This window comes from Cellulomonas sp. FA1 (assembly GCF_000986825.1).
Lineage (GTDB): Bacteria > Actinomycetota > Actinomycetes > Actinomycetales > Cellulomonadaceae > Cellulomonas > Cellulomonas iranensis.
This window is the reverse complement of sequence record NZ_LBMY01000001.1, coordinates 1059353-1081252: the sequence shown is the minus strand read 5'-3', so window position 1 is coordinate 1081252 and position 21900 is coordinate 1059353. Positions and strand designations below refer to the sequence as shown.

19 protein-coding genes are annotated in these 21900 nt (G+C 74.0%); 14 read left to right on the top strand and 5 right to left on the bottom strand.

The features are described from left to right. Positions 1 to 79 precede the first annotated feature (79 nt). From uvrC to GY42_RS04790, 9 genes are all read left to right on the top strand, one after another. Positions 80 to 2116 (top strand): excinuclease ABC subunit UvrC, encoded by a 2037-nt coding sequence (gene uvrC, locus GY42_RS04830; protein WP_046528472.1) that lies wholly within the window; start codon positions 80 to 82, stop codon positions 2114 to 2116. Continuing rightward, on the top strand, positions 2113 to 3054 hold the full coding sequence (gene rapZ, locus GY42_RS04825) for an RNase adapter RapZ (protein ID WP_046528471.1): 942 nt from the start codon (positions 2113 to 2115) through the stop codon (positions 3052 to 3054). Before uvrC ends, rapZ begins: the two co-directional genes overlap by 4 nt. Beyond that, positions 3051 to 4043: a gluconeogenesis factor YvcK family protein gene (locus GY42_RS04820; RefSeq protein WP_046528470.1), complete on the top strand. Its 993-nt coding sequence runs from the start codon at positions 3051 to 3053 to the stop codon at positions 4041 to 4043. The genes rapZ and GY42_RS04820 overlap by 4 nt, the downstream gene beginning before the upstream one ends. A 78-nt stretch (positions 4044 to 4121) precedes the next feature. Further along, complete coding sequence (whiA, locus tag GY42_RS04815) at positions 4122 to 5102, top strand: DNA-binding protein WhiA (protein WP_046528469.1); 981 nt, start codon at positions 4122 to 4124, stop codon at positions 5100 to 5102. Between the two features lie 302 nt (positions 5103 to 5404). Further along, positions 5405 to 6409 (top strand): type I glyceraldehyde-3-phosphate dehydrogenase, encoded by a 1005-nt coding sequence (gene gap / locus GY42_RS04810; protein ID WP_046528468.1) that lies wholly within the window; start codon positions 5405 to 5407, stop codon positions 6407 to 6409. A gap of 164 nt (positions 6410 to 6573) precedes the next feature. After that, a complete protein-coding gene (locus GY42_RS04805; protein WP_046528467.1) occupies positions 6574 to 7761 on the top strand; it encodes a phosphoglycerate kinase in 1188 nt (395 codons plus the stop codon). Between the two features lie 2 nt (positions 7762 to 7763). Then, the gene (gene tpiA, locus GY42_RS04800) at positions 7764 to 8558 is read left to right on the top strand and encodes a triose-phosphate isomerase (protein ID WP_082131353.1); all 795 of its coding nucleotides are present in this window, start codon (positions 7764 to 7766) and stop codon (positions 8556 to 8558) included. A gap of 228 nt (positions 8559 to 8786) precedes the next feature. Next, positions 8787 to 9032, top strand: a complete 246-nt coding sequence (gene secG, locus GY42_RS04795; protein WP_046528466.1) for a preprotein translocase subunit SecG — start codon at positions 8787 to 8789, stop codon at positions 9030 to 9032. 12 nt (positions 9033 to 9044) lie between these two features. Beyond that, on the top strand, positions 9045 to 9395 hold the full coding sequence (locus GY42_RS04790; protein ID WP_046528465.1) for an RNA polymerase-binding protein RbpA: 351 nt from the start codon (positions 9045 to 9047) through the stop codon (positions 9393 to 9395). Between the two features lie 91 nt (positions 9396 to 9486). Here GY42_RS04790 and pgl read toward each other — a convergent pair whose 3' ends face one another. The 5 genes from pgl to tkt all read right to left on the bottom strand — a co-directional run bounded on the left by pgl (position 9487) and on the right by tkt (position 16914). Further along, positions 9487 to 10959, bottom strand: coding sequence for a 6-phosphogluconolactonase (pgl, locus tag GY42_RS20125; protein WP_046528464.1), 1473 nt, complete (start codon positions 10957 to 10959; stop codon positions 9487 to 9489). A gap of 104 nt (positions 10960 to 11063) precedes the next feature. Next, positions 11064 to 11981: a glucose-6-phosphate dehydrogenase assembly protein OpcA gene (opcA, locus tag GY42_RS04780; RefSeq protein WP_046530552.1), complete on the bottom strand. Its 918-nt coding sequence runs from the start codon at positions 11979 to 11981 to the stop codon at positions 11064 to 11066. Continuing rightward, on the bottom strand, positions 11978 to 13519 hold the full coding sequence (gene zwf / locus GY42_RS04775; protein WP_046528463.1) for a glucose-6-phosphate dehydrogenase: 1542 nt from the start codon (positions 13517 to 13519) through the stop codon (positions 11978 to 11980). Before zwf ends, opcA begins: the two co-directional genes overlap by 4 nt. After that, on the bottom strand, positions 13516 to 14649 hold the full coding sequence (gene tal, locus GY42_RS04770) for a transaldolase (protein WP_046528462.1): 1134 nt from the start codon (positions 14647 to 14649) through the stop codon (positions 13516 to 13518). The genes zwf and tal overlap by 4 nt, the downstream gene beginning before the upstream one ends. Positions 14650 to 14745: 96 nt before the next feature. After that, on the bottom strand, positions 14746 to 16914 hold the full coding sequence (gene tkt / locus GY42_RS04765) for a transketolase (protein WP_046528461.1): 2169 nt from the start codon (positions 16912 to 16914) through the stop codon (positions 14746 to 14748). Between the two features lie 404 nt (positions 16915 to 17318). Between tkt and GY42_RS04760 the strand changes: the two genes are divergently transcribed. The 5 genes from GY42_RS04760 (at position 17319) to scpB (ending at position 21830) form a co-directional block, all read left to right on the top strand. Further along, positions 17319 to 18326: a heme o synthase gene (locus GY42_RS04760; RefSeq protein WP_082131352.1), complete on the top strand. Its 1008-nt coding sequence runs from the start codon at positions 17319 to 17321 to the stop codon at positions 18324 to 18326. 7 nt (positions 18327 to 18333) lie between these two features. Further along, entirely contained in the window at positions 18334 to 19266 is a 933-nt protein-coding gene (locus GY42_RS04755) for a site-specific tyrosine recombinase XerD (RefSeq protein WP_046528460.1), read from the top strand. A 110-nt stretch (positions 19267 to 19376) separates the two neighbouring features. Next, a complete protein-coding gene (locus GY42_RS04750; protein WP_046528459.1) occupies positions 19377 to 20240 on the top strand; it encodes a ParA family protein in 864 nt (287 codons plus the stop codon). Next, positions 20224 to 21165 (top strand): segregation and condensation protein A, encoded by a 942-nt coding sequence (locus GY42_RS04745; protein ID WP_046528458.1) that lies wholly within the window; start codon positions 20224 to 20226, stop codon positions 21163 to 21165. The genes GY42_RS04750 and GY42_RS04745 overlap by 17 nt, the downstream gene beginning before the upstream one ends. After that, positions 21162 to 21830, top strand: coding sequence for an SMC-Scp complex subunit ScpB (gene scpB, locus GY42_RS04740; protein ID WP_046528457.1), 669 nt, complete (start codon positions 21162 to 21164; stop codon positions 21828 to 21830). The genes GY42_RS04745 and scpB overlap by 4 nt, the downstream gene beginning before the upstream one ends. The last annotated feature ends 70 nt before the right edge of the window (positions 21831 to 21900 follow it).

The window sequence follows — 21900 nt, the reverse complement described above, 5'->3', positions numbered from 1 at the left end:
TAGTGGTGCACGTCACACGTGCGCCCCGCGGTGGCCGCGTGGCGAGGCCGTGTCGGTGCCGCGAACTAGGCTCGGACGCATGGCCGATCCCGCGACCTACCGTCCCGCGCCGGGGGAGATCCCCGACGCCCCCGGCGTGTACCGGTTCCGCGACGAGCACGGCCGCGTCGTCTACGTGGGCAAGGCCAAGAGCCTGCGCAACCGCCTGAACAGCTACTTCCAGGACCTCGCGGGGCTGCACCCGCGCACGCAGCAGATGGTGACGACCGCGGCCTCGGTGCAGTGGACGGTCGTCGGCACCGAGGTCGAGGCGCTCGCGCTCGAGTACTCGTGGATCAAGGAGTTCGACCCGCGGTTCAACGTCAAGTACCGCGACGACAAGTCCTACCCGTACCTCGCGGTCACGATGGCGGACGAGGTGCCGCGCGTGCAGGTCATGCGCGGCGCGAAGCGGCGCGGCACGCGCTACTTCGGGCCGTACGCGCACGCGTGGGCGATCCGCGAGACGGTCGACCTCCTGCTGCGCGTGTTCCCGGTGCGCACGTGCTCGGCGGGCGTCTTCAAGCGCGCGAAGCAGCAGGGCCGGCCGTGCCTGCTGGGCTACATCGACAAGTGCTCGGCTCCGTGCGTCGGGCGGATCGGCGTCGACGAGCACCACCAGCTCGCGCAGGACTTCTGCGACTTCATGGCGGGCGACACCGCGCGCTTCACGCGCCGCCTCACCGCGCGCATGAAGGAGGCGGCCGCCGAGCTCGACTTCGAACGTGCCGCGCGGCTGCGTGACGACATCGCGACGCTCGAGAAGGCGACCGAGCGCAACGCGGTCGTGCTGTCCGACGGCACCGACGCGGACCTCTTCGCGATGGCCGGCGACGAGCTCGAGGCGGCCGTCCAGGTCTTCCACGTGCGTGACGGCCGCATCCGCGGGCAGCGCGGCTGGGTCGTCGAGAAGGTCGAGGACCTCGACGACGCCGCGCTCGTCGAGCACCTGCTGCAGCAGGTGTACGGCGGCGAGGACGCCGGCACGGCGCCCGGCGCGGTCCCGCGCGAGGTGCTCGTGCCGGTCCTGCCCGCCAACCTCGACGAGGTGCAGGCCTGGCTCAGCGGCCTGCGCGGCAGCCGCGTGAGCGTGCGCGTGCCGCAGCGGGGCGACAAGCGCGAGCTCGCGGCGACCGTGCTGCGCAACGCCGAGCACGCGCTCGCGCTGCATCGCACGCGCCGCGCGGGCGACCTCACGACCCGCAGCCAGGCGCTGCGCGAGATCCAGGAGGCGCTCGACCTGCCGAGCGCACCGCTGCGCATCGAGTGCTACGACGTGTCGCACAACCAGGGCACGTACCAGTCCGCGTCGATGGTGGTGTTCGAGGACGGGCTCGCGCGCAAGAGCGAGTACCGGCTGTTCTCGGTGCGCGGCCCCGAGGGCCAGGGCGCACGCGACGACACGGCGGCGATGCACGAGGTCATCACGCGCCGCTTCCGCCGCTACCTCGCCGAGCGCGCCGAGTCCCACGACCTCGACCTCGGTGACGCCGACGACGAGGACGCGCCGCGCAGCGGCCCGGTCGACGAGCGCACGGGCCGCCCGGCCCGGTTCGCCTACCCGCCCAACCTCGTCGTCGTGGACGGCGGGCCGCCGCAGGTCGCGGCCGCGGCGGCCGCGATGGCCGAGCTCGGCATCGACGACGTCGCGCTGTGCGGCCTGGCCAAGCGTCTCGAGGAGGTCTGGGTGCCGGGGGAGGAGTACCCGGTCATCCTGCAGCGCAGCTCCGAGGGCCTCTACCTGCTGCAGCGCGTGCGCGACGAGGCCCACCGGTTCGCCATCACGGCGCACCGCAAGCGCCGCAGCAAGGGCATGACGGCGTCGGCGCTCGACGACGTGCCGGGCCTCGGCCCGGCGCGCAAGGCCGCGCTGCTGCGGCACTTCGGCTCGGTCAAGCGCCTGCGCGCCGCGTCGGCCGAGGAGATCGCGACGGTGCCGGGCATGGGGGCGCGGACGGCGGAGGCCGTCGTGGCTGCGCTCGCGCCCACCGCCGACACGGGCGCGGCGGGCGCCGACGCCGCGCCCGGCGGGTCCGACGAGGCAGCCGCGGCGTCGCCTGGCACGATGGGGACATGAGCGAGCCGTCGCCGATCACCGTGCCGGCGGGCATCCCCGCCCTCGAGGCCGCGACCGTGGCCCCCGTCCTCGAGCTGCCGCAGGTCCTGGTCATCACCGGGATGTCGGGCGCCGGGCGCACGCGCGCCGCGGCCGTGCTGGAGGACCTCGGCTGGTACGTCGTCGACAACCTGCCGGCCCAGATGCTCACGCATCTTGTCGGCATGCTGACGAGCGGCCCGGTCAGCGGCCCGGCGCAGCGGCTCGCGGCCGTCATCGACGTGCGCGGACGCGAGTACTTCGCCGCGCTCACGGGTGTCCTGGACGACCTGCAGAGCCGCGGCGTCGAGCTGCGCGTGCTGTTCCTCGACGCGTCCGACGAGGTGCTCGTCCGGCGCTTCGAGCAGGTGCGTCGCCCGCACCCGCTGCAGGGCGACGGCCGGATCCTCGACGGCATCGCGCACGAGCGCACGCTCCTGTCGGACCTGCGCGAGCGCGCCGACACCGTGATCGACACGTCCGACCTCAACGTGCACGACCTCGCCCGCCTCGTCCGGGCGGGCGTGTCGGGGCCCTCGGAGGACGTGCTGCACGTGTCCGTCCTGTCGTTCGGCTTCAAGTACGGCATCCCGCTCGACGCCGACCACGTCGTCGACGTGCGCTTCCTGTCCAACCCGTACTGGATCACCGAGCTGCGGCACCTGTCGGGTCGTGACGCGCCCGTGCGCGACTACGTCCTCGGGCTGCCGGGTGCGGTGACGTTCGTCGACCGCTACGTCGACGCGCTCGAGCCCGTGCTCGACGGCTACCTGCACGAGGAGAAGCGGTACGCGACGATCGCCGTGGGCTGCACCGGCGGCAAGCACCGCTCGGTCGCGATCAGCGAGGCCATCGCCGCGCGCCTGCGCGAGCGCGGGCACCGCGTGCAGGTCACGGCGCGCGACCTGGGCAAGGAGTGAGCGCGCCGCACGCGAGCCGGTTCGGCGACCCGGCGCGTCCCGCGGTCGTCGCGCTCGGCGGCGGTCACGGGCTGTCCGCGTCGTTGTCGGCGCTGCGGCTCATGACGGACCGCATCACCGCCGTCGTGACGGTCGCGGACGACGGCGGGTCCTCCGGCCGCCTCCGCGAGGAGCTGGGCGTGCTGCCGCCGGGCGACCTGCGCATGGCGCTGTCGGCGCTGTGCGACGACTCCGAGTGGGGGCGCACCTGGCGCGACCTGCTGCAGCACCGCTTCTCGTCCGACGGGCCGCTCGACCGGCACTCGGTCGGCAACCTGCTGATCGTCGCGCTGTGGGAGCTGTTCGGGGACACCGTCGAGGGCCTGGACCTCGTCGGTCGCCTGCTGGGCGCGCGCGGCCGGGTGCTGCCGATGGCGTCCGTGCCGCTGCGGATCGAGGCCGACGTCGTCGGGCCGGCGGGGGAGCGCGACGTCGTGCGGGGCCAGACCCACGTGGCCACGACCGGGTGGCGCATCGCCCAGCTGCGGCTCGACCCCGTCGACCCGCCGGCGTGCCCCGAGGCGGTCGACGCGGTGCGCGAGGCCGACTGGGTCGTCCTGGGGCCCGGCTCCTGGTACACGTCGGTGCTGCCGCACCTGCTCGTGCCCGCGCTGCGCGCGGCCTTGCTCGAGACGAGCGCGCGCGTCGTCGTGGTGCTCAACCTCACGCCCGACGACGAGACGGCGGGCATGCGCGCGGTGGACCACCTCGCGGTGCTGCGCGCGCACGCGCCCGAGCTGCCCGTGCACGCCGTGGTGGCGGACCCGGCGTCGGTCGAGGACGTCGACGAGCTCGCGGACCTCTGCGCGACGATGGGGGCGCAGCTGCTGGTCCGGCAGGTGCGGCGCGGCGACCAGAGCGCCGTGCACGACCCGCTGCGCCTCGCGGCGGCGCTGCGGGACGTCGTGGAGGACTACCTGGGCGACGTCGGGACGCGCACGGGACGGTGACGCACGCCCGGGCGGACCGGCCGAGATCGGGTCACGAGACGGTCACGACCACGGCCCGCTCGGTGGCAGGATTGCGCCATGGCGCTCACGGCACAGGTGAAGGACGAGCTCGCCCGGCTCAAGGTGGACAAGACCTCGTGCCGCAAGGCGGAGATCTCGGCGACCCTGCGGTTCGCGGGTGGTCTGCACATCATCTCCGGCCGGATCGTCATCGAGGCCGAGCTCGACACGGGCATCGCCGCGCGCCGCCTGCGGCAGGCGATCGCCGAGGTGTACGGGCACGAGAGCGACATCATCGTGGTGTCCGGCGGCGGGCTGCGCCGCGGCAGCCGGTACGTCGTGCGGGTCGTGAAGGACGGCGAGTCGCTCGCGCGGCAGACGGGTCTGCTCGACAACCGGGGGCGCCCCGTGCGCGGGCTGCCGCCGCAGGTCGTGTCCGCGGGCGTCGGCGAGGCCGAGGCTGCCTGGCGCGGCGCGTTCCTCGCGCACGGCTCGCTCACCGAGCCGGGTCGGTCGTCGTCGCTCGAGGTGACCTGCCCCGGGCCGGAGGCGGCGCTCGCGCTGGTCGGCGCGGCGCGGCGCCTGGGCGTGGCCGCGAAGGCGCGGGACGTGCGCGGCGTCGACCGCGTCGTGATCCGCGACGGCGACGCGATCGGCGCGATGCTCACGCGGCTGGGCGCGCACGACACGATGCTGGTGTGGGAGGAGCGTCGCGTGCGGCGCGAGGTGCGCGGCACGGCGAACCGGCTCGCGAACTTCGACGACGCGAACCTGCGGCGCTCGGCGCGGGCCGCGGTGGCCGCCGGCGCACGCGTCGAGCGGGCGTTCGAGATCCTCGGCGAGGACCTGCCCGAGCACCTGCGCCAGGCGGGCGAGCTGCGCCTCGCGCACAAGGAGGCGTCGCTCGAGGAGCTCGGCAAGCTCGCCGAGCCCGCGCTGACCAAGGACGCCGTCGCCGGGCGGATCCGGCGCCTGCTGGCGACCGCCGACCGGCGCGCGGCCGAGCTCGGGATCCCCGACACCGAGGCGGGCCTGAGCCCGGACCTGCTCGACCTGTGACGTCACGCACGGCCGCGGTGCCGGTCGCCGCCGGACGGCCACGCGCGAGGTCGCTCGACGACCGGCCGCGACGCGGTCGGCGGATGGTCCAGCATGCGAACACGTCGGAGGGTGGACCTTCGTCTTGGGCGTGACCTGGGCCACCGGGTATAGGCTCGGGTCATCCGATCGCAACGAGGACGCAACACGCTGGGCAACGTCCGGCGGGTGCGGACCGTGGCGGTCGGGACGCACAGCGGCGTGCGTGACCGAACACCAACTGTGTGCGCCGGCATGAGCACGGCGCGTGCCGAGGAGGGCAAGTGACCATCAAGGTCGGCATCAACGGCTTCGGCCGCATCGGGCGCAACTTCTACCGCGCCATCGTGGCCTCGGGGGCCGACATCGAGATCGTCGGCGTCAACGACCTGACGGACAACCACACCCTGGCCCACCTGCTCAAGTACGACACGGTCCTAGGCCGCTTCCCGCTGAGCGTGGACTACGACGACGAGAACATCATCGTCGACGGCAAGAAGATCCGCGCCCTCGCCGAGCGCAACCCGGCCGACCTGCCCTGGGCGGAGCTCGGCGCGGACATCGTCATCGAGTCGACCGGCTTCTTCACGGACGCCACCAAGGCGAAGGCGCACATCGACGCCGGCGCCAAGAAGGTCATCATCTCGGCCCCGGCCAAGAACGAGGACGGCACGTTCGTCGTCGGCGTGAACCACACCGACTACGACCCGGCCACGCAGCACATCATCTCGAACGCGTCCTGCACCACGAACTGCCTCGCCCCCGTGGCCAAGGCGCTCAACGACGCGATCGGCATCGAGCGTGGTCTCATGACCACGATCCACGCCTACACGGGCGACCAGAACCTGCAGGACGGCCCGCACCGCGACCTGCGTCGCGCCCGCGCCGCCGCGCAGAACATCGTCCCGACGACGACCGGTGCGGCCAAGGCCGTGGCGCTCGTCCTGCCCGAGCTCAAGGGCAAGCTCGACGGCTTCGCGCTCCGCGTGCCGACGATCACCGGCTCGGCCACCGACCTGACCTTCACCGCCTCGCGCGAGGTCACGGTCGAGGAGGTCAACGCCGCGGTCAAGGCCGCCGCCGAGGGTCCGCTCAAGGGCACGCTCGAGTACACCGAGGACGAGATCGTCTCCTCGGACATCGTGACGAACCCGCACCAGAGCATCTTCGACGCGAAGCTCACCAAGGTGATCGGCGACCAGGTCAAGATCATCGCCTGGTACGACAACGAGTGGGGCTACTCGAGCAGCCTCGTCAAGCTGACGGAGTACGTGGGCGCGCGTCTCTGACGCTCGCACCGTAGGCAGTCCATGCGTCCGCGTGCGCCGAGGCCACCCGGCCCGGTGCACGCGGACGCTGCCGTGTCCGGGGCTCGACGCCCCACGGCCGTGCCCCCGCACCGCGGGGGAGTCCGAGCCGCCGAGCACCGGCGGCAGCGAGGGAGACACCGACCATGAAGACCATCGAGGACCTGGGCGACCTGCGCGGCAAGCGCGTGCTCGTCCGCTCCGACTTCAACGTGCCGCTCGACGGCACGACCATCACCGACGACGGCCGCATCCGCGCCGCGCTGCCCACGCTGCAGGCGCTGACCGCGCAGGGTGCGCGCGTGATCGTCGTCGCGCACCTGGGCCGCCCCAAGGGCACGCCCGACGCGAAGTACTCGCTCGCGCCCGTCGCGGCCCGGCTCGGCGAGCTGCTCGGGCAGCCCGTCGCGCTCGCCGAGGACCTCGTCGGGGACTCGGCCAAGGCGACCGTCGCGGCGCTCGAGGACGGGCAGGTCGCCCTGCTCGAGAACGTCCGCTTCGACGCGCGCGAGACGTCGAAGGACGACGCCGAGCGCGGCGCGCTGGCCGACGAGCTCGCGTCCCTCGCGGACGCGTTCGTCTCCGACGGCTTCGGCGTCGTGCACCGCAAGCAGGCGTCGGTCTACGACGTCGCGCTGCGCCTCCCGCACGCCGCGGGCACGCTGGTCCTGGCCGAGGTCGAGGCGCTCCGCAAGGCCGTCGAGGACCCCGAGCGCCCCTACGTCGTCGTCCTCGGCGGCGCCAAGGTGTCGGACAAGCTCGGCGTGATCGGCAACCTCATCACCAAGGCCGACAAGCTGCTCATCGGCGGCGGCATGATGTTCACGTTCCTCAAGGCCCAGGGCCACGAGGTCGGCTCCTCGCTGCTCGAGGAGGACCAGGTCGACACGGTCAAGGGCTACCTCGCGCAGGCGCAGGAGGCCGGCGTCGAGATCGTCCTGCCCGTCGACACGCTGGTCGCGCCCGAGTTCGGCTCGGACGACTACCAGGTCGTCGCGGTCGACGCGATCCCGGCCGGCACGATGGGCCTGGACATCGGCCCGAAGTCCGCCGCGCTGTTCCGCGAGGCGATCCTCGCGGCGAAGACGATCGCGTGGAACGGCCCCATGGGCGTGTTCGAGCGTCCCGCGTACGCCGAGGGCACCAAGGCCGTCGCGCAGGCGCTCGTCGACACCGACGGCTTCTCGATCGTCGGCGGCGGCGACTCCGCCGCGGCCGTGCGCCTGCTCGGCTTCGACGAGGCCGGCTTCGGCCACATCTCCACCGGCGGTGGCGCGTCGCTGGAGCTTCTCGAGGGCAAGACCCTCCCCGGCATCGCTGTCCTGGAGGACTGATCGTGGCGACCACCCGCACCCCGCTCATGGCGGGCAACTGGAAGATGAACCTGGACCACCACCAGGCGACGCACACCGTGCAGAAGCTCGCGTGGAGCCTGCGCGACGCCAAGCACGACTACGCGGCCGTCGAGGTCGCGGTGCTCGTCCCGTTCACGGACCTGCGCAGCGTGCAGACCCTCGTGGACGCCGACAAGCTCGAGCTCGTCTACGGCGCGCAGGACGTGTCGGCGCACGAGTCCGGCGCGTACACCGGCGAGATCTCGCCGCTGTTCCTGTCGAAGCTCGGCTGCACCTACGTGGCCGTCGGCCACTCGGAGCGCCGGCAGTACCACCACGAGGACGAGGCCGTCGTCAACGCCAAGGTGAAGTCGGCGCTCGGCGCGGGCCTCGTCCCGATCGTGTGCGTCGGCGAGCCGCTCGAGGTGCGCAAGGCCGCCGAGCACGTGCCGCACACGCTGGCGCAGCTCGACGGTGCGCTCGAGGGCCTGACGGCCGAGCAGGTCGCGGGCCTCGTCGTCGCCTACGAGCCGGTGTGGGCCATCGGCACGGGCGAGACCGCGACGCCCGAGGACGCCCAGGAGCTGTGCGAGGCGATCCGCGTGCGCATCGCCGAGCTGTACGACCAGGCCACGGCCGACGCCGTGCGCGTGCTGTACGGCGGCTCGGTGAAGTCCTCGAACGTCGCGTCGATCATGGCGAAGCCCGACGTGGACGGCGCGCTGGTCGGTGGCGCGAGCCTCGACCCCGAGGAGTTCGCGAAGATCGCGCGGTTCCAGGCGCACACCGTCGCCTGATCCGGCAGCGGTCCGGCCGGTGCGCAGCCGCGCGCCGGCCGGACCACGCCGCAGGGTGCGACGGTGGTGGTCCCGACCGCCTCCCGTCGCCTACCCTGTACCGCGGTCGTCCCGTCCCCGCGCCCCGGGGCCGGGTGACCGGAAGCACGACCCAGCACGACCCGCACCGACGCCGCGCGCGGCCCGGCGCACCGCTGCACCGACCGCCCGAGTGAGGAACCCACCGACGTGACTGCCCTGCGTATCACCCTCCAGGTGCTGCTGGTCCTGACCAGCCTCCTGCTCGTCCCGCTGGTGCTGCTGCACAAGGGCAAGGGCGGTGGCCTCTCGGACATGTTCGGCGGTGGCATCACGGCCAGCGCGGGTTCGTCGGGCGTCGCCGAGCGCAACCTCAACAGGATCACCGTCGGCGTGGCGCTGACGTGGACCGTGATGATCGTGCTGCTCGGCCTCATCGAGAAGTTCTCCGAGTAAGGGGGCACGGCCATGGCGAGCGGAAGTGCGATCAGGGGGTCGCGCGTCGGTGCCGGTCCGATGGGCGAGGCGGAGCGCGGCGACGCCGCGCCGCGCGTCTGGATCTCCTACTGGTGCGCGAACGGCCACGAGACGCGGCCGAGCTTCGCGGAGGAGGCCGCCGCCGAGGCGCCGGCCACCTGGGACTGCCCGCGGTGCGGGTTCCCCGCCGGTCAGGACCCGGAGGCGCCGCCGTCGCCCACGCGCAACGAGCCGTACAAGACGCACCTCGCGTACGTGAAGGAGCGTCGCAGCGAGGAGGACGGCGCGGCGATCCTCGACGAGGCGCTCGCCGCCCTCCGGGCGCGGCGCGGACGTCGCTGACGACGACCACCCTCTACGCGCGAACGGCGTCGCACCCCGCGGGGTGCGACGCCGTTCGCGTCCCCGGCCGCGGTGACGGCCGGGCCGGGGCTCACCGCACCAGCAGCAGCGCGAACCCGTCGTAGCCCTTCTCGCCGACGGTCTGCACGACGGTGCCGTCGACGCGGCCGTCGGCCGCGGCACGCTCCAGGAACGTGCGGACGCCTTGCACACGGTCGTCGGGGTGGTCGGCGTCGACGACCGCGCCCCCGCGCACCACGTTGTCGACCACGACGAGCGTGCCCGGCCGCGACAGGGTCACGGCGCGGTCGAGGTAGGCCGCGAGCTGCTGCTTGTCGGCGTCGACGAACACGAGGTCGAACGGGGCGACGTGCGCTGCCACGAGACGGTCGAGCGACTCCAGGGCCGGTCCCACGACGACGTCGACGCGGTCCTGCAGACCGGCTGCCGCGAGCGACGTCCGGGCGACCGTCGCGTGCGCGTCGCTGACCTCCAGGGTCATGACCGAGCCGTCGGCCGGCACCGCCTGCGCGAGCCACCACGTGCTGTAGCCGCCCAGCGTGCCGATCTCGAGCACGCGGCGCGCACCCACGGCGCGCGCCAGCAGCTCGAGCAGGCGGCCCTGCGCGGAGCTCACCGCGATGTCGGGCAGGCCCGCGTCGGCGGCGGCGGTGCGCACGGCCACGGCGTCGGCACCCTCGGCGACGAGCGGTGCGACGTACGCCTCGACCGCCGTCCACGCGGGGTCCACCTCCGAGCGGGGGCGGCGGGGCCCGGAGACCGCGGGCGTCGCGGCCGGGTCGACGCCCGGCAGCTCGGCCGCCGACGCGACGTCGACGAGCCACAGCGTGCGCTCCTGCCCGCGGGCGGCGGCGGCGGGCGTCGTCCGGACGTCGTCGCCGGCGAGGGCCCGCGCGACCGCGGGCGCCTTCTCGGCCCCGGCGGCGACGACCCACACCTCCCGCGCCGACCGGATGAGCGGGAACGTGAGCGACACCCGCTCGGACGGCGGCTTGGGGGAGTCGTGCTCCGCGACCACGAGCAGGTTCGCCTCGTACAGCGACGACCGCTCGGGGAACAGCGACGCGACGTGCCCGTCGGGTCCCATGCCGAGCAGCAGCACGTCGAACCGGGGGGCGAGCCCGTCGTCGGCGGCGTGCGCGCGCAGCTCGGCGGCGTAGGCGCGTGCGGCGGCCTCGCCGTCGGGCACGTCGTCGGAGGGTCCCGGGACGGCGTGCACGTTCGCGGCCGGCAGCGCGTCGCCGAGGGCGTCGATCAGCGCCGCGCGGGCCTGCGTCTCGTTGCGGTCCGCGTCGCCCGCCGGCAGGAAGCGCTCGTCGCCCCACCACAGGTGCACGCCCGACCAGTCGACGGCGTCGCGCACCGGCGAGTCCGCGACGGCCCGCAGCGTCGCGATGCCGACCGTGCCGCCCGTGAGCACGACGTGCACGGGCGAGCGGTGCGACTGCAGGTCCACCAGGCGCGTCAGCAGGCGCGCGGCCGCGGCGGCGGCGAGGACGTCGGCGTCGGGGTGGACCAGGACCTCGGGCGTGGCGGTGCTCATGCGTCTCCTCCTCGGCCCGGTCCGGCGCGGCCCGGGCGGTCGTCGCGGGGGTGCCGACGGGCCGCCCGGCACGCGCGGTGGCGCGGGGCGGCCCGTCGGTGGGGTCAGGCGTCGATGCGCGCGAGGCCCTTCTGCAGGACCTCGCCGTACACCTCGTCGGCGTCGAGGCGACGCAGCTCCTCGATGAGGCACTCGCGCAGCTGGCGGATCGGCAGCGCGATGCGGTGCTCGGGCTGGTCGGGCTGGCGCAGCGCGGCCGTCTTGCCGTCGGGGCGGTCCAGCACGATGTCGCCCGAGGCGCGCTCGAGCCGCACCTGCGTGATGGCCGGCGCGCCGGGGACGCGCTCGATCTCGACCGGGCAGCGCAGCGCGTGCGCCAACCAGGCGGCCATGAGGTCGACCGAGGGGTGCGTGCTCTCGCCCGTGACCACGGCACGGCGCACGGGCTCGTACGGCGGCTGGTCGAGCGTCGCGGCGATGAGCCCGCGCCACAGCGTCGCGCGGGTCCACGCGAGGTCGGTGTCGCCCTCGGTGTAGACGCGCGCGAGGTTCCGCAGCGCGCGGCTCGGGCGCGAGCACGTCGACGTGTCGGTGATGCGGCGCTGCGCCATCTGGCCCAGCGGGTGCTCCGCGGGGTTCTCCGGCACGTCGTAGGGCCACCACGCGACGATCGGCGCGTCGGGCAGCAGCAGCGGCATGACGAGCGTGTCGAGGTGCCGCGTGACGCCGCCCGAGATGCGCAGCACGACGACCTCGCTCGCGCCGGCGTCGCCGCCGAGGCGGATCTGCGCGTCGAGGTTGGCGCGCCGCTCCTCGGTGCCCTCGGTGATGACGATGATGCGGCACGGGTGTTCGCGGCTGGCGGAGTTGGCCGCCTCGATCGCGTCCTCGGGGTCGTGCGCGTCGGCGTCGATGATGAGTGTCAGCACGCGCCCGAGGGCGATCGCACCGCCCTCGTCGCGCTCCTGCAGGAGGCGCTTGTTGATGTCCCGGGTGGTGGTGTCCGGCATGTCGATGATCACGGGAGCCTCCACGCCCGGCCGTCACGGGCCATCATCTCGTCCGCCGACGCCGGACCCCACGTTCCGGCGCGGTACTCGTCGGGCTTGCCGTGGCTCGCCCAGTACGCGGTGACCGGGTCGAGGATCTTCCACGACAGCTCGACCTCCTCGTGCTGCGGGAACAGCGGCGGGTCGCCCAGCAGCACGTCGAGGATGAGGCGCTCGTACGCCTCGGGGGAGGACTCGGTGAACGCGTGCCCGTACCCGAAGTCCATCGTGACGTCGCGGACCTCCATCGCCGTGCCGGGCACCTTGGCCCCGAACCGCAGCGTGACGCCCTCGTCGGGCTGCACGCGGATCACGAGGGCGTTCTTCCCCAGCTCGGACGTCGAGGTCGACTCGAACGGCAGGTGGGGCGCGCGCTTGAACACCACGGCGATCTCGGTGACGCGCCGCCCCAGGCGCTTGCCGGTGCGCAGGTAGAACGGCACCCCGGCCCAGCGCCGCGTGTCGATGTCGACCCGGATCGCGGCGTACGTCTCGGTGGTGGAGTCCGGGTTGAAACCCTCCTCCTCGGCGTAGCCGACGACCTTCTCGCCGCCCTGCCAGCCGGCCGTGTACTGCCCGCGGGCGGTGTGCTTGCCGAGGTCGCGCGGCAGGCGCAGCGCCGACAGCACCTTCGTCTTCTCGGCCCGCAGCGCCTCGGCGTCGAACGACACCGGCTCCTCCATCGCGGTCAGCGCGAGGAGCTGCAGCAGGTGGTTCTGGATGACGTCGCGCGCGGCGCCGATCCCGTCGTAGTAGCCCGCGCGGCCGCCGATGCCGATGTCCTCGGCCATGGTGATCTGCACGTGGTCGACGTAGTTGCCGTTCCAGATGGGCTCGAACAGCTGGTTCGCGAAGCGCAGCGCCAGCAGGTTCTGGACGGTCTCCTTGCCCAGGTAGTGGTCGATCCGGAAGATGTCGTCCGGTCGGAACACCTGCGACACGATGTCGTTGAGCTCGCGCGCCGAGGCCAGGTCGTGGCCGAACGGCTTCTCGATGACGACGCGCCGCCACGTGCCGTCCTGCGGCTGCGACAGACCCGAGCGGGCGAGCTGCTGGCAGACGACGGGGAACGAGCTCGGCGGCACCGACAGGTAGAACGCGTGGTTGCCGCCCGTGCCGCGCGTGACGTCGAGGTCCTCGACCGTCTCGCGGAGCCGGTCGAACGCGTCGTCGTCGTCGAACGTGCCCTGCACGAACCGGATGCCCTCGGACAGCTGGCGCCACGTCGCCTCGCGGAACGGCGTGCGCGCGTGCTCCTTCACCGAGTCGTGCACGACCTGCTCGAAGTCCTGCGTCTCCCAGTCGCGCCGCGCGAAGCCGGTCAGCGCGAAGCCGGGGGGCAGCAGGCCGCGGTTGGTGAGGTCGTAGACCGCCGGCATGAGCTTCTTGCGCGCGAGGTCACCGGTCACCCCGAAGATCACGAGGCCGCACGGCCCGGCGATGCGGGGGAGGCGGCGGTCGCGCGCGTCGCGCAGCGGGTTCTGGTCGGGCCCGACCTTGGCGCCGCTCACCGGGCCTCCTCGGTCGACGACGCGGCGGACGTGAGCCCGGCCTCGACCGTGCCGAGCAGCTCGGACCACGAGGCCTCGAACTTCTCCAGACCCTCGACCTCGAGCTGCTCGGTGACCTCGTCGATCGAGATCCCGAGGGCCTCGATGCGGTCGAGCAGCGCCGCCGAGGCGTCCTGCGTGCCCGTGACCGTGTCGCCGCGCACGGCGCCGTGGTCGGCGACCGCGTCGAGCGTCTTCTCGGGCATGGTGTTGACGCTGCCGGCGACCACGAGCTCGTCGACGTAGCGCGTGTCGGGGTAGGCCGGGTCCTTGACGCCCGTCGACGCCCACAGCGGACGCTGGGGCTTCGCGCCGGCGGCCGCGAGCGCCTGCCAGCGCTCGCCCGCGACGACCTCCTGGTAGACGCCCCACGCGAGGCGCGCGTTCGCGATCGCCGCGGTGCCGCGCAGCTCGGCCGCCTCGGCGGTGCCGAGCGCGTCGAGCCGCGGGTCGATCGCCGCGTCGACGCGCGACACGAAGAACGACGCGACCGAGCCGATCGGCGCGAGGTCGATCCCGGCGGCGCGCGCCTGCTCGAGCCCGTCGAGGAACGCGTCGAGCACCGCGCGGTAGCGCTGCAGCGAGAAGATCAGCGTCACGTTGACGCTGATGCCCTGCGCGAGCGCGGCGGTGATCGCGGGCAGGCCCTCGCGGGTCGCGGGGATCTTGACGAACAGGTTCGGACGCTCGATCTCCGACCAGAGCGTCTCGGCGGACGCGACCGTCGCGGCCGTGTCGCGCGCGAGCCGCGGGTCGACCTCGATCGACACGCGCCCGTCGACGCCGTCGGTCGCGTCGTACACGGGCCGCAGCACGTCGCACGCGTCGCGCACGTCGTCGGTGGTGATCCGCAGGACCGCCTCCTCGACGGCCGCGCCGTCGGCGGCCAGCGTGCGCAGCTGCGCGTCGTAGGCGTCACCGTGCGCGAGGGCCGAGGCGAAGATCGTCGGGTTGGTCGTGACGCCGACGACGCCGCGCCGCACGAGGTCGGCGAGACCTCCGGACGCGATCCGCTGGCGCGACAGGTCGTCGAGCCAGACGGCGACCCCGGCGTCACGCAGGGTCTGTACGGGGGTGGTGCTGGAGGTCATGGTCGTTCCCCTTCGTCCCACGACGAGCGGTGGTGCGGGTCGTGCGGGTGGTGCGCGGCGGGGCCGGTGCTGGAGCCGGCCCCGCCGCGTGGTGCGTCAGGCGGGCAGGTCGCCCGTGCCGGACTGCGTGGGCGTCGCGGCCGAGTCGGCCGGGGCGTGCGCCCCACGCGCCGCCGCGATCGACTCGTGCGCCGCGGCCACGACGGCCTCGGCGGTGATCCCGAACTCGCGGTACAGCGTCTGGTAGTCCGCCGACGCGCCGTAGTGCTCGAGCGAGACCGACCGGCCCGCGTCGCCCACGATCTTGTCCCACGACATCGCGATGCCGGCCTCGACCGACACGCGCGCGCGGACCGACGACGGCAGCACCGACTCGCGGTACGCCTCGTCCTGCTCGGCGAACCACTCGAGGCACGGCGCCGACACGACGCGCGTCGCGACGCCCGCGGCCTCGAGGGTCTCGCGCGCCTCGACGGCGAGCTGGACCTCGGAGCCGGTCGCGATCAGCACGACGTCGGGCGTGCCCGTCGACGCGTCGCGCAGCACGTACGCGCCCTTCGCGACGCCGTCGGCCGTGCCCCAGCCGTCCTCGCCGCGCGGGAACGTCGGGACGTTCTGCCGCGTGAGGACGAGGGCGACGGGGCCGTCGGAGCGCTCGAGCGTCGCCTTCCAGGCGTGCGCGGTCTCGTTGGCGTCCGCGGGGCGGACGACCGCGAGGCCGGGGATCGCGCGCACCGCGGTGAGGTGCTCGACCGGCTGGTGCGTCGGGCCGTCCTCGCCGAGGCCGATCGAGTCGTGCGTCCACACGTACGTCGCGTTCACGCCCATGAGGGCCGCGAGCCGCACGGCGCCGCGCATGTAGTCCGAGAACGTGAAGAACGTGCCGCCGTAGGGCCGCGTGAGCCCGTGCAGGCGGATGCCCGACAGGATCGAGCCCATCGCGTGCTCGCGGATGCCGAAGTGCAGCGTGCGGCCGTACTGGTCGCCCGCGAACTCGTGCGACGAGCGGTGCGACGGCAGGAACGACGGCTCACCCTTCATCGTCGTGTTGTTCGAGCCCGCGAGGTCGGCCGAGCCGCCCCACAGCTCGGGCAGCACGGGCGCGAGCGCCGAGAGGACCTCACCGGACGCCGCGCGCGTCGCGACGGACTTGCCGGCCGGGAACTGCGGCAGCGCGTCGGCCCAGCCGGCGGGCAGCTCGCCCGCGACGAGGCGGTCGAGCAGCGCCTTGCGCTCGGGGTTCGCGGCGGCCCACGCGTCGAACTTCTCCTGCCACGCGGCGCGCGCCGTGGCGGCACGGTCCGCGAGCGACCGGGTGTGGGCGATGACCTCGGGCGCGACGTCGAACGACTTCTCGGGGTCGAAGCCGAGGACCTCCTTGAGGCCCTTGATGGCCTCGCCGCCGAGCTTCGAGCCGTGCGACGAGTGGTCGTCCGTCTTGCCGGGCGTGGGCCACGCGATGAGCGTGCGCAGGCCGATGAACGACGGCTTGTCGGTCACGGCCTTGGCGGCCTCGATGGCCGCGTGCAGCGCGTCGACGTCCTCGCGGTACTCGCCGCCGGCGGTCCAGTCGACGTACTGCACGTGCCAGCCGTACGACTCGTAGCGCTTGAGCACGTCCTCGGTGAACGCGATCTGCGTGTCGCCCTCGATCGAGATGTGGTTGTCGTCCCACAGCACGACGAGGTTGCCGAGCTCCTGCGTGCCGGCGATCGACGAGGCCTCGCTCGTCACGCCCTCCTGCAGGTCGCCGTCCGAGGCGATGACGTACACGAAGTGGTCGAACGGGCTGGTGCCCGGCGCCGCCTCGGGGTCGAGCAGGCCGCGCTCGCGGCGGGCCGCCATCGCGAAGCCGACCGAGGACGCGAGGCCCTGGCCCAGCGGGCCGGTCGTGATCTCGACGCCGGCCGTGTGGCGGTACTCGGGGTGGCCGGGGGTCTTCGAGCCCCACGTGCGCAGCGCCTCGAGGTCCTCGAGCTCCAGGCCGAACCCGGCCAGGTAGAGCTGGATGTACTGCGTGAGGCTCGAGTGCCCCGCCGACAGCACGAACCGGTCGCGGCCGAGCCAGTGCGGGTCGGTCGGGTCGTGCCGCATGACGTTCTGGTAGAGCAGGTAGGCCGCGGGGGCGAGGCTGATCGCCGTGCCCGGGTGGCCGTTGCCGACCTTCTCGACCGCGTCCGCCGCGAGCACGCGGACGGTGTCGACCGCCCGCACGTCGAGGTCGGACCAGCCGACCGTCGTGGCCAGGGGAGCCTTCGCGTTCACCGCACCTCATTCCCGTCCCGCACGCGCGGGGCGTCGTTCCGAGCGTCGGGCGTCGGCCGCGGGGAGCGACGCGCCCGGCGGATCCCCGTCACGCCGTCGGACGGGACCTCTGCCTCGTCGAGCCTATAGCGCGGCGGTGGGACCGCGCGCACTCGTCCCATCGGGGAGGCAATCGCTTGCCGTCGGGTGTGGGAGCGCGGCGACGGGCCTGATCACGCGGCGGTGCGACCGATCTCACGTCGCCGCAGGGCCGCGGGGCACGCCGGGGACGCCCGTCGGGACGGCACCATGCGTAGCATGGCGGGCGGGACCTCGGTCCCACCGCCCTCGTCGCGACGCCGCCGTGCGGACCGACGACGCCCCCGGGCGGACTCGTCCGACCTCCTGAACGGAGCACGAAGCACGTGCGCCTCTCCACCCCGTCGCCGCCCGACGCGAGCCGCCCCGATGTCGCCCCCGACGCGACGGCCGGCTCCGCGCACGACGAGGTCGCGACGCCGGGGGAGCGGGAGGCCGCAGGGCTGCGGCGCGTGCTCGGCACGGTGGGCGCGTACGTCGCGCTGACGAAGCCGCGCGTCATCGAGCTGCTGCTCATCACGACGATCCCGACGATGTTCCTCGCGGCGCAGGGCTTCCCGCCGCTCGGGCTCGTCGTCGCGACGCTCGTCGGCGGCGCGGGCGCCGCGGGTGCGGCGAACACGCTCAACCAGTACCTCGACCGCGACATCGACCGCGTCATGAACCGCACGCGCCGCCGCCCGATCGTCACGGGCCGCGTGACGCCGCGCGCCGCGCTCGTGTTCGGGCTCGTGCTGGGCGCCGTCTCGCTCACGTGGCTGTGGTTCGCGGTCAACCCGGCCTCGGCGCTGTTCACCGGGTCGGCGATCCTCATCTACGTCATCGGCTACACGATGATCCTCAAGCGCCGCACGCCGCAGAACATCGTGTGGGGCGGGGCCGCGGGCTGCATGCCCGTCGTCATCGGCTGGTCGGCCGTCACCGGGGGCGTCTCGTGGGCCGCCGTCCTGCTGTTCGGCGTCGTGTTCTTCTGGACCCCGCCGCACTACTGGCCGCTGTCGATGAAGTTCCGGCGCGACTACGCGGCGGCCGGCGTGCCGATGCTGCCCGTCGTGGCCGCCGACACCAAGGTCGCGCGCGAGATGATCGCGTACACCCTCGCGATGATCGCGTGCTCGCTGCTGCTCGTGCCCGTCGCCGGCATGACCTGGGTCTACGCCGTCGTCGCGAGCGTGCTCGGCGGGTGGTTCCTGTGGTCGTGCATCGGCCTGCTGCGCCGTGCGAATGACGCGCAGCGCGGTCCGCTGCGCGCGATGAGCGTGTTTCACGCGTCGATCACCTACCTCACGCTGCTGTCCGTCGCGATCGCGGTGGACGTGTTCCTGCCGCTGTGACGCGCCGGTGCCCGACCGTCTGACGTCCGCGCTCGAGGGGTACCTCGCGCACCTGTCGGTCGAGCGCGGGCTCGCGACGCACACGCTGTCGGCGTACCGCCGCGACCTCACGCGCTACGTCGCGCACCTGCACGCGCTCGGGCGCGACGACCCGTCGCAGATCACCGAGCGCGACGTCGAGGACTACCTGCTCGTGCTGCGCACCGGGTCCGACGGGCGGGCCGTGCTCTCGGCGTCGTCGTCCGCGCGCTCGGTGGTCGCGGTGCGCGGCTGGCACCGGTTCCTCACGCTCGACGGCCTCGCGCCGACCGACGCCGCGGCCGACGTGCGGCCGCCCGCGCAGCCCCGGCGGCTGCCGAAGGCGATCTCGGTCGAGGACGTCGGGCGCCTCATCGACGCCGCGGGGCTCGGCGACGGCCCGGTGCCGCTGCGCGACCGCGCGCTGCTCGAGCTCGTGTACTCGACGGGGGCCCGCATCTCGGAGGCCGTCGGCGTCGACGTCGACGACCTCGACCTCACGGCCGGCCGGTCGGCCGTGCGGCTGCTCGGCAAGGGCCGCAAGGAGCGCGTCGTGCCCGTGGGGTCGTTCGCGGCGGAGGCGGTCGAGGCGTACCTCGTGCGCGGGCGTCCCGCGCTCGCGGCCTCGGGGCGCGGCAACGCGGCCGTGTTCCTCAACACGCGGGGAGCGCGCCTGAGCCGGCAGTCGGCCTGGGCGGTGCTGCGCACGGCGGCCGAGCGGGCCGGGCTCGACACCGCGCACGTGTCGCCGCACACGCTGCGGCACTCGTTCGCGACGCACCTGCTGGCCGGCGGTGCGGACGTGCGCGTGGTCCAGGAGCTGCTCGGCCACGCGTCGGTGACGACGACGCAGATCTACACGATGGTGACGCCCGACACGCTGCGCGAGGTGTACGCCGCGAGCCACCCGCGTGCGCGTTGAGGCGGATCGCGGCGTGCCCGGTCTGTCGTGGTCGTGACGGCGCGTCGCTCGGGTAGGTTGTGCCGCGTGGTGGGCCCGGGAGGGCGAGGCGGGAAGCAGATGGTGAGCCGATGACGCAGGAGACGACCGAGCAGCCGCTCGACGCGGTGGGCCGCGTGCTGCCCAGGTTCCCGGTGCCCGCGGCGCTGCCGTCGCACGGTCCCGCGCGGGTCATCGCGATGTGCAACCAGAAGGGCGGCGTCGGCAAGACGACGACGACCATCAACCTCGCCGCCGCGCTGGCCGAGTACGGGCGGCGCGTGCTCATCGTCGACTTCGACCCGCAGGGTGCGGCGTCGGTCGGCCTCGGCATCAGCCCGCACGAGCTCGACCGCACGGTCTACAACCTGCTCATGGAGCGCGACGCGGACATCCACGAGGTGATCCGCGAGACCGCGATCCCCGGGCTGGACCTGCTGCCCGCGAACATCGACCTCTCGGCCGCCGAGGTGCAGCTCGTGGGCGAGGTCGCGCGCGAGTCCGTGCTGTCGCGCGTGCTGCGCCCCGTGCTCGACGACTACGACGTCGTGCTCGTCGACTGCCAGCCGTCGCTGGGCCTGCTCACGGTCAACGCGCTCACGGCCGCGCACGGCGTGCTCATCCCGCTCGAGTGCGAGTTCTTCGCGCTGCGCGGCGTCGCGCTGCTCGTCGAGACGATCGAGAAGGTCCGCGACCGGCTCAACCCGCGCCTCGAGGTCGACGGGATCCTCGCGACCATGTTCGACTCGCGCACGCTGCACGCCCGCGAGGTCGTCGCGCGCGTGCACGAGGCGTTCGGCGACACGCTCCTGCACACCGTCATCGGCCGCACCGTGAAGTTCCCCGACGCGACCGTCGCGGCCGAGCCGATCACCCAGTACGCGCCGACGCACGCCGGTGCCGAGGCCTACCGCCAGCTCGCGCGCGAGCTCGTGGCGCGTGGCGACGCCGCCTGACGGCGCGCCGGCGGACAGCGCACCGGAGGAGCACGCCCCGGCCGGGTCCACCGGCTTCGAGGTGCACCTCGACGTCTTCAGCGGGCCGTTCGACCTGCTGCTGGGCCTGATCGCCAAGCACAAGCTCGACATCACCGAGGTCGCGCTGTCGAAGGTGACCGACGAGTTCATCGCGCACATCCGCGCGGCCGAGCGGGCGGCGGCCGCGGGCGGCCGCGACTGGGACCTGTCGCAGGCGAGCGAGTTCCTCGTGGTCGCCGCGACGCTCCTCGACCTCAAGGCCGCGCGCCTGCTGCCGTCCGCCGAGGTCGAGGACGCCGAGGACCTCGAGCTGCTCGAGGCGCGGGACCTGCTGTTCGCGCGGCTCCTGCAGTACCGCGCGTACAAGCAGGTCGCGGCCGACCTCGGCGTCGCCCTCGAGGCGGGGTCGCGGCGCTTCGCGCGCGCGGTCGAGCTCGAGCCGCACCAGGCGGCGCTGCTGCCCGAGCTGGTCTTCCAGATCGGTCCCGAGCGGCTCGCCGAGCTCGCGGCGCGCGCGCTCGCGCCCAAGCCGCCGCCCCCGCGCGTCGACCTCAGCCACCTGCACGCACCCGTGGTGAGCGTGCGCGAGCAGGCCGCCGTGCTGGTCGACCGGCTGCGGCAGCACGGTGCGAGCACGTTCCGGGCGCTGACCGCCGACGCGGCCGAGCCCGTCGTCGTGGTCGTGCGGTTCCTCGCGCTGCTCGAGCTGTTCCGCGAGGGCGCGGTCGCGTTCGACCAGGTGGTGCCGCTCGGTGAGCTCACGGTGCGGTGGACGGGCAGCGAGGACGGCGAGGTGACCGTGTCCGACGACTTCGACCGCGAGGCCGGCGAGGTGCCGGCGGACGCGCCCGCGCAGGCACCCGTCGCGGTGGGTGCCGGTGGCGACGAGGAGGCAAGCACGTGAGCGAGCAGACGCGCCAGACGCAGGACGCCGCACCGGGAGCGGCCACCGACGCCGGGACCGACGACGCCCTGCCGGACGTCGACACGCTGCCCGGCGGTGCGCTCGCGGCGCTCGAGGCCGTGCTCATGGTCGCCGACGAGCCGATCCCGGCCGTGCGGCTCGCGACCGCGCTCGCGCTGCCGACCGCGCGCGTCGACGAGCTGCTCGCCGAGCTCGCGGCCGAGTACCGCGGCGAGCACGGCGGCCGGCCGCGCGGCTTCGAGCTGCGGCAGGCGGGCGAGGGCTGGCGGATCTACTCGGACCCGGCGTACGGCGACGTCGTCGGCCGGTTCGTCGTCGACGGCCAGACGGCGCGCCTGACGCAGGCCGCGCTCGAGACGCTCGCGGTCGTCGCCTACCGGCAGCCCGTGAGCCGCGGGCAGGTCTCCGCGGTCCGCGGCGTCAACGTCGACGGCGTCATGCGCACGCTGACGACCCGCGGCCTGGTGGCCGAGGTGGGCCAGGACGCGGTCACTGGTGCGGTGCTGTACGGGACCACGGGATACTTCCTGGAGCGGATCGGCCTGTCGACCCTCGACGAGCTGCCCCCGCTGGCGCCCTACCTGCCGGACATCGAGACGCTGGAGGGCGTCGACACGACCGACGGACGGGAGGACGGACGATGAGCGGCACGAACGCGCGCGGGCACCGCGGAGGTGGGCGCGCGGCAGGAGCCGGGCGTCCGGGACGCGGTCG

What these genes read in the sequence shown, in the direction of transcription:
- GY42_RS04805 (WP_046528467.1), top strand. Translation starts at nt 6,574, where the DNA reads ATGAAGACCATCGAGGACCTGGGCGACCTGCGCGGCAAGCGCGTGCTC.
- GY42_RS04750 (WP_046528459.1), top strand. Translation starts at nt 19,377, where the DNA reads ATGACGCAGGAGACGACCGAGCAGCCGCTCGACGCGGTGGGCCGCGTG.
- GY42_RS04790 (WP_046528465.1), top strand. Translation starts at nt 9,045, where the DNA reads ATGGCGAGCGGAAGTGCGATCAGGGGGTCGCGCGTCGGTGCCGGTCCG.
- whiA (WP_046528469.1), top strand. Translation starts at nt 4,122, where the DNA reads ATGGCGCTCACGGCACAGGTGAAGGACGAGCTCGCCCGGCTCAAGGTG.
- pgl (WP_046528464.1), bottom strand. Translation starts at nt 10,959, where the DNA reads ATGAGCACCGCCACGCCCGAGGTCCTGGTCCACCCCGACGCCGACGTC.
- rapZ (WP_046528471.1), top strand. Translation starts at nt 2,113, where the DNA reads ATGAGCGAGCCGTCGCCGATCACCGTGCCGGCGGGCATCCCCGCCCTC.
- tal (WP_046528462.1), bottom strand. Translation starts at nt 14,649, where the DNA reads ATGACCTCCAGCACCACCCCCGTACAGACCCTGCGTGACGCCGGGGTC.
- uvrC (WP_046528472.1), top strand. Translation starts at nt 80, where the DNA reads ATGGCCGATCCCGCGACCTACCGTCCCGCGCCGGGGGAGATCCCCGAC.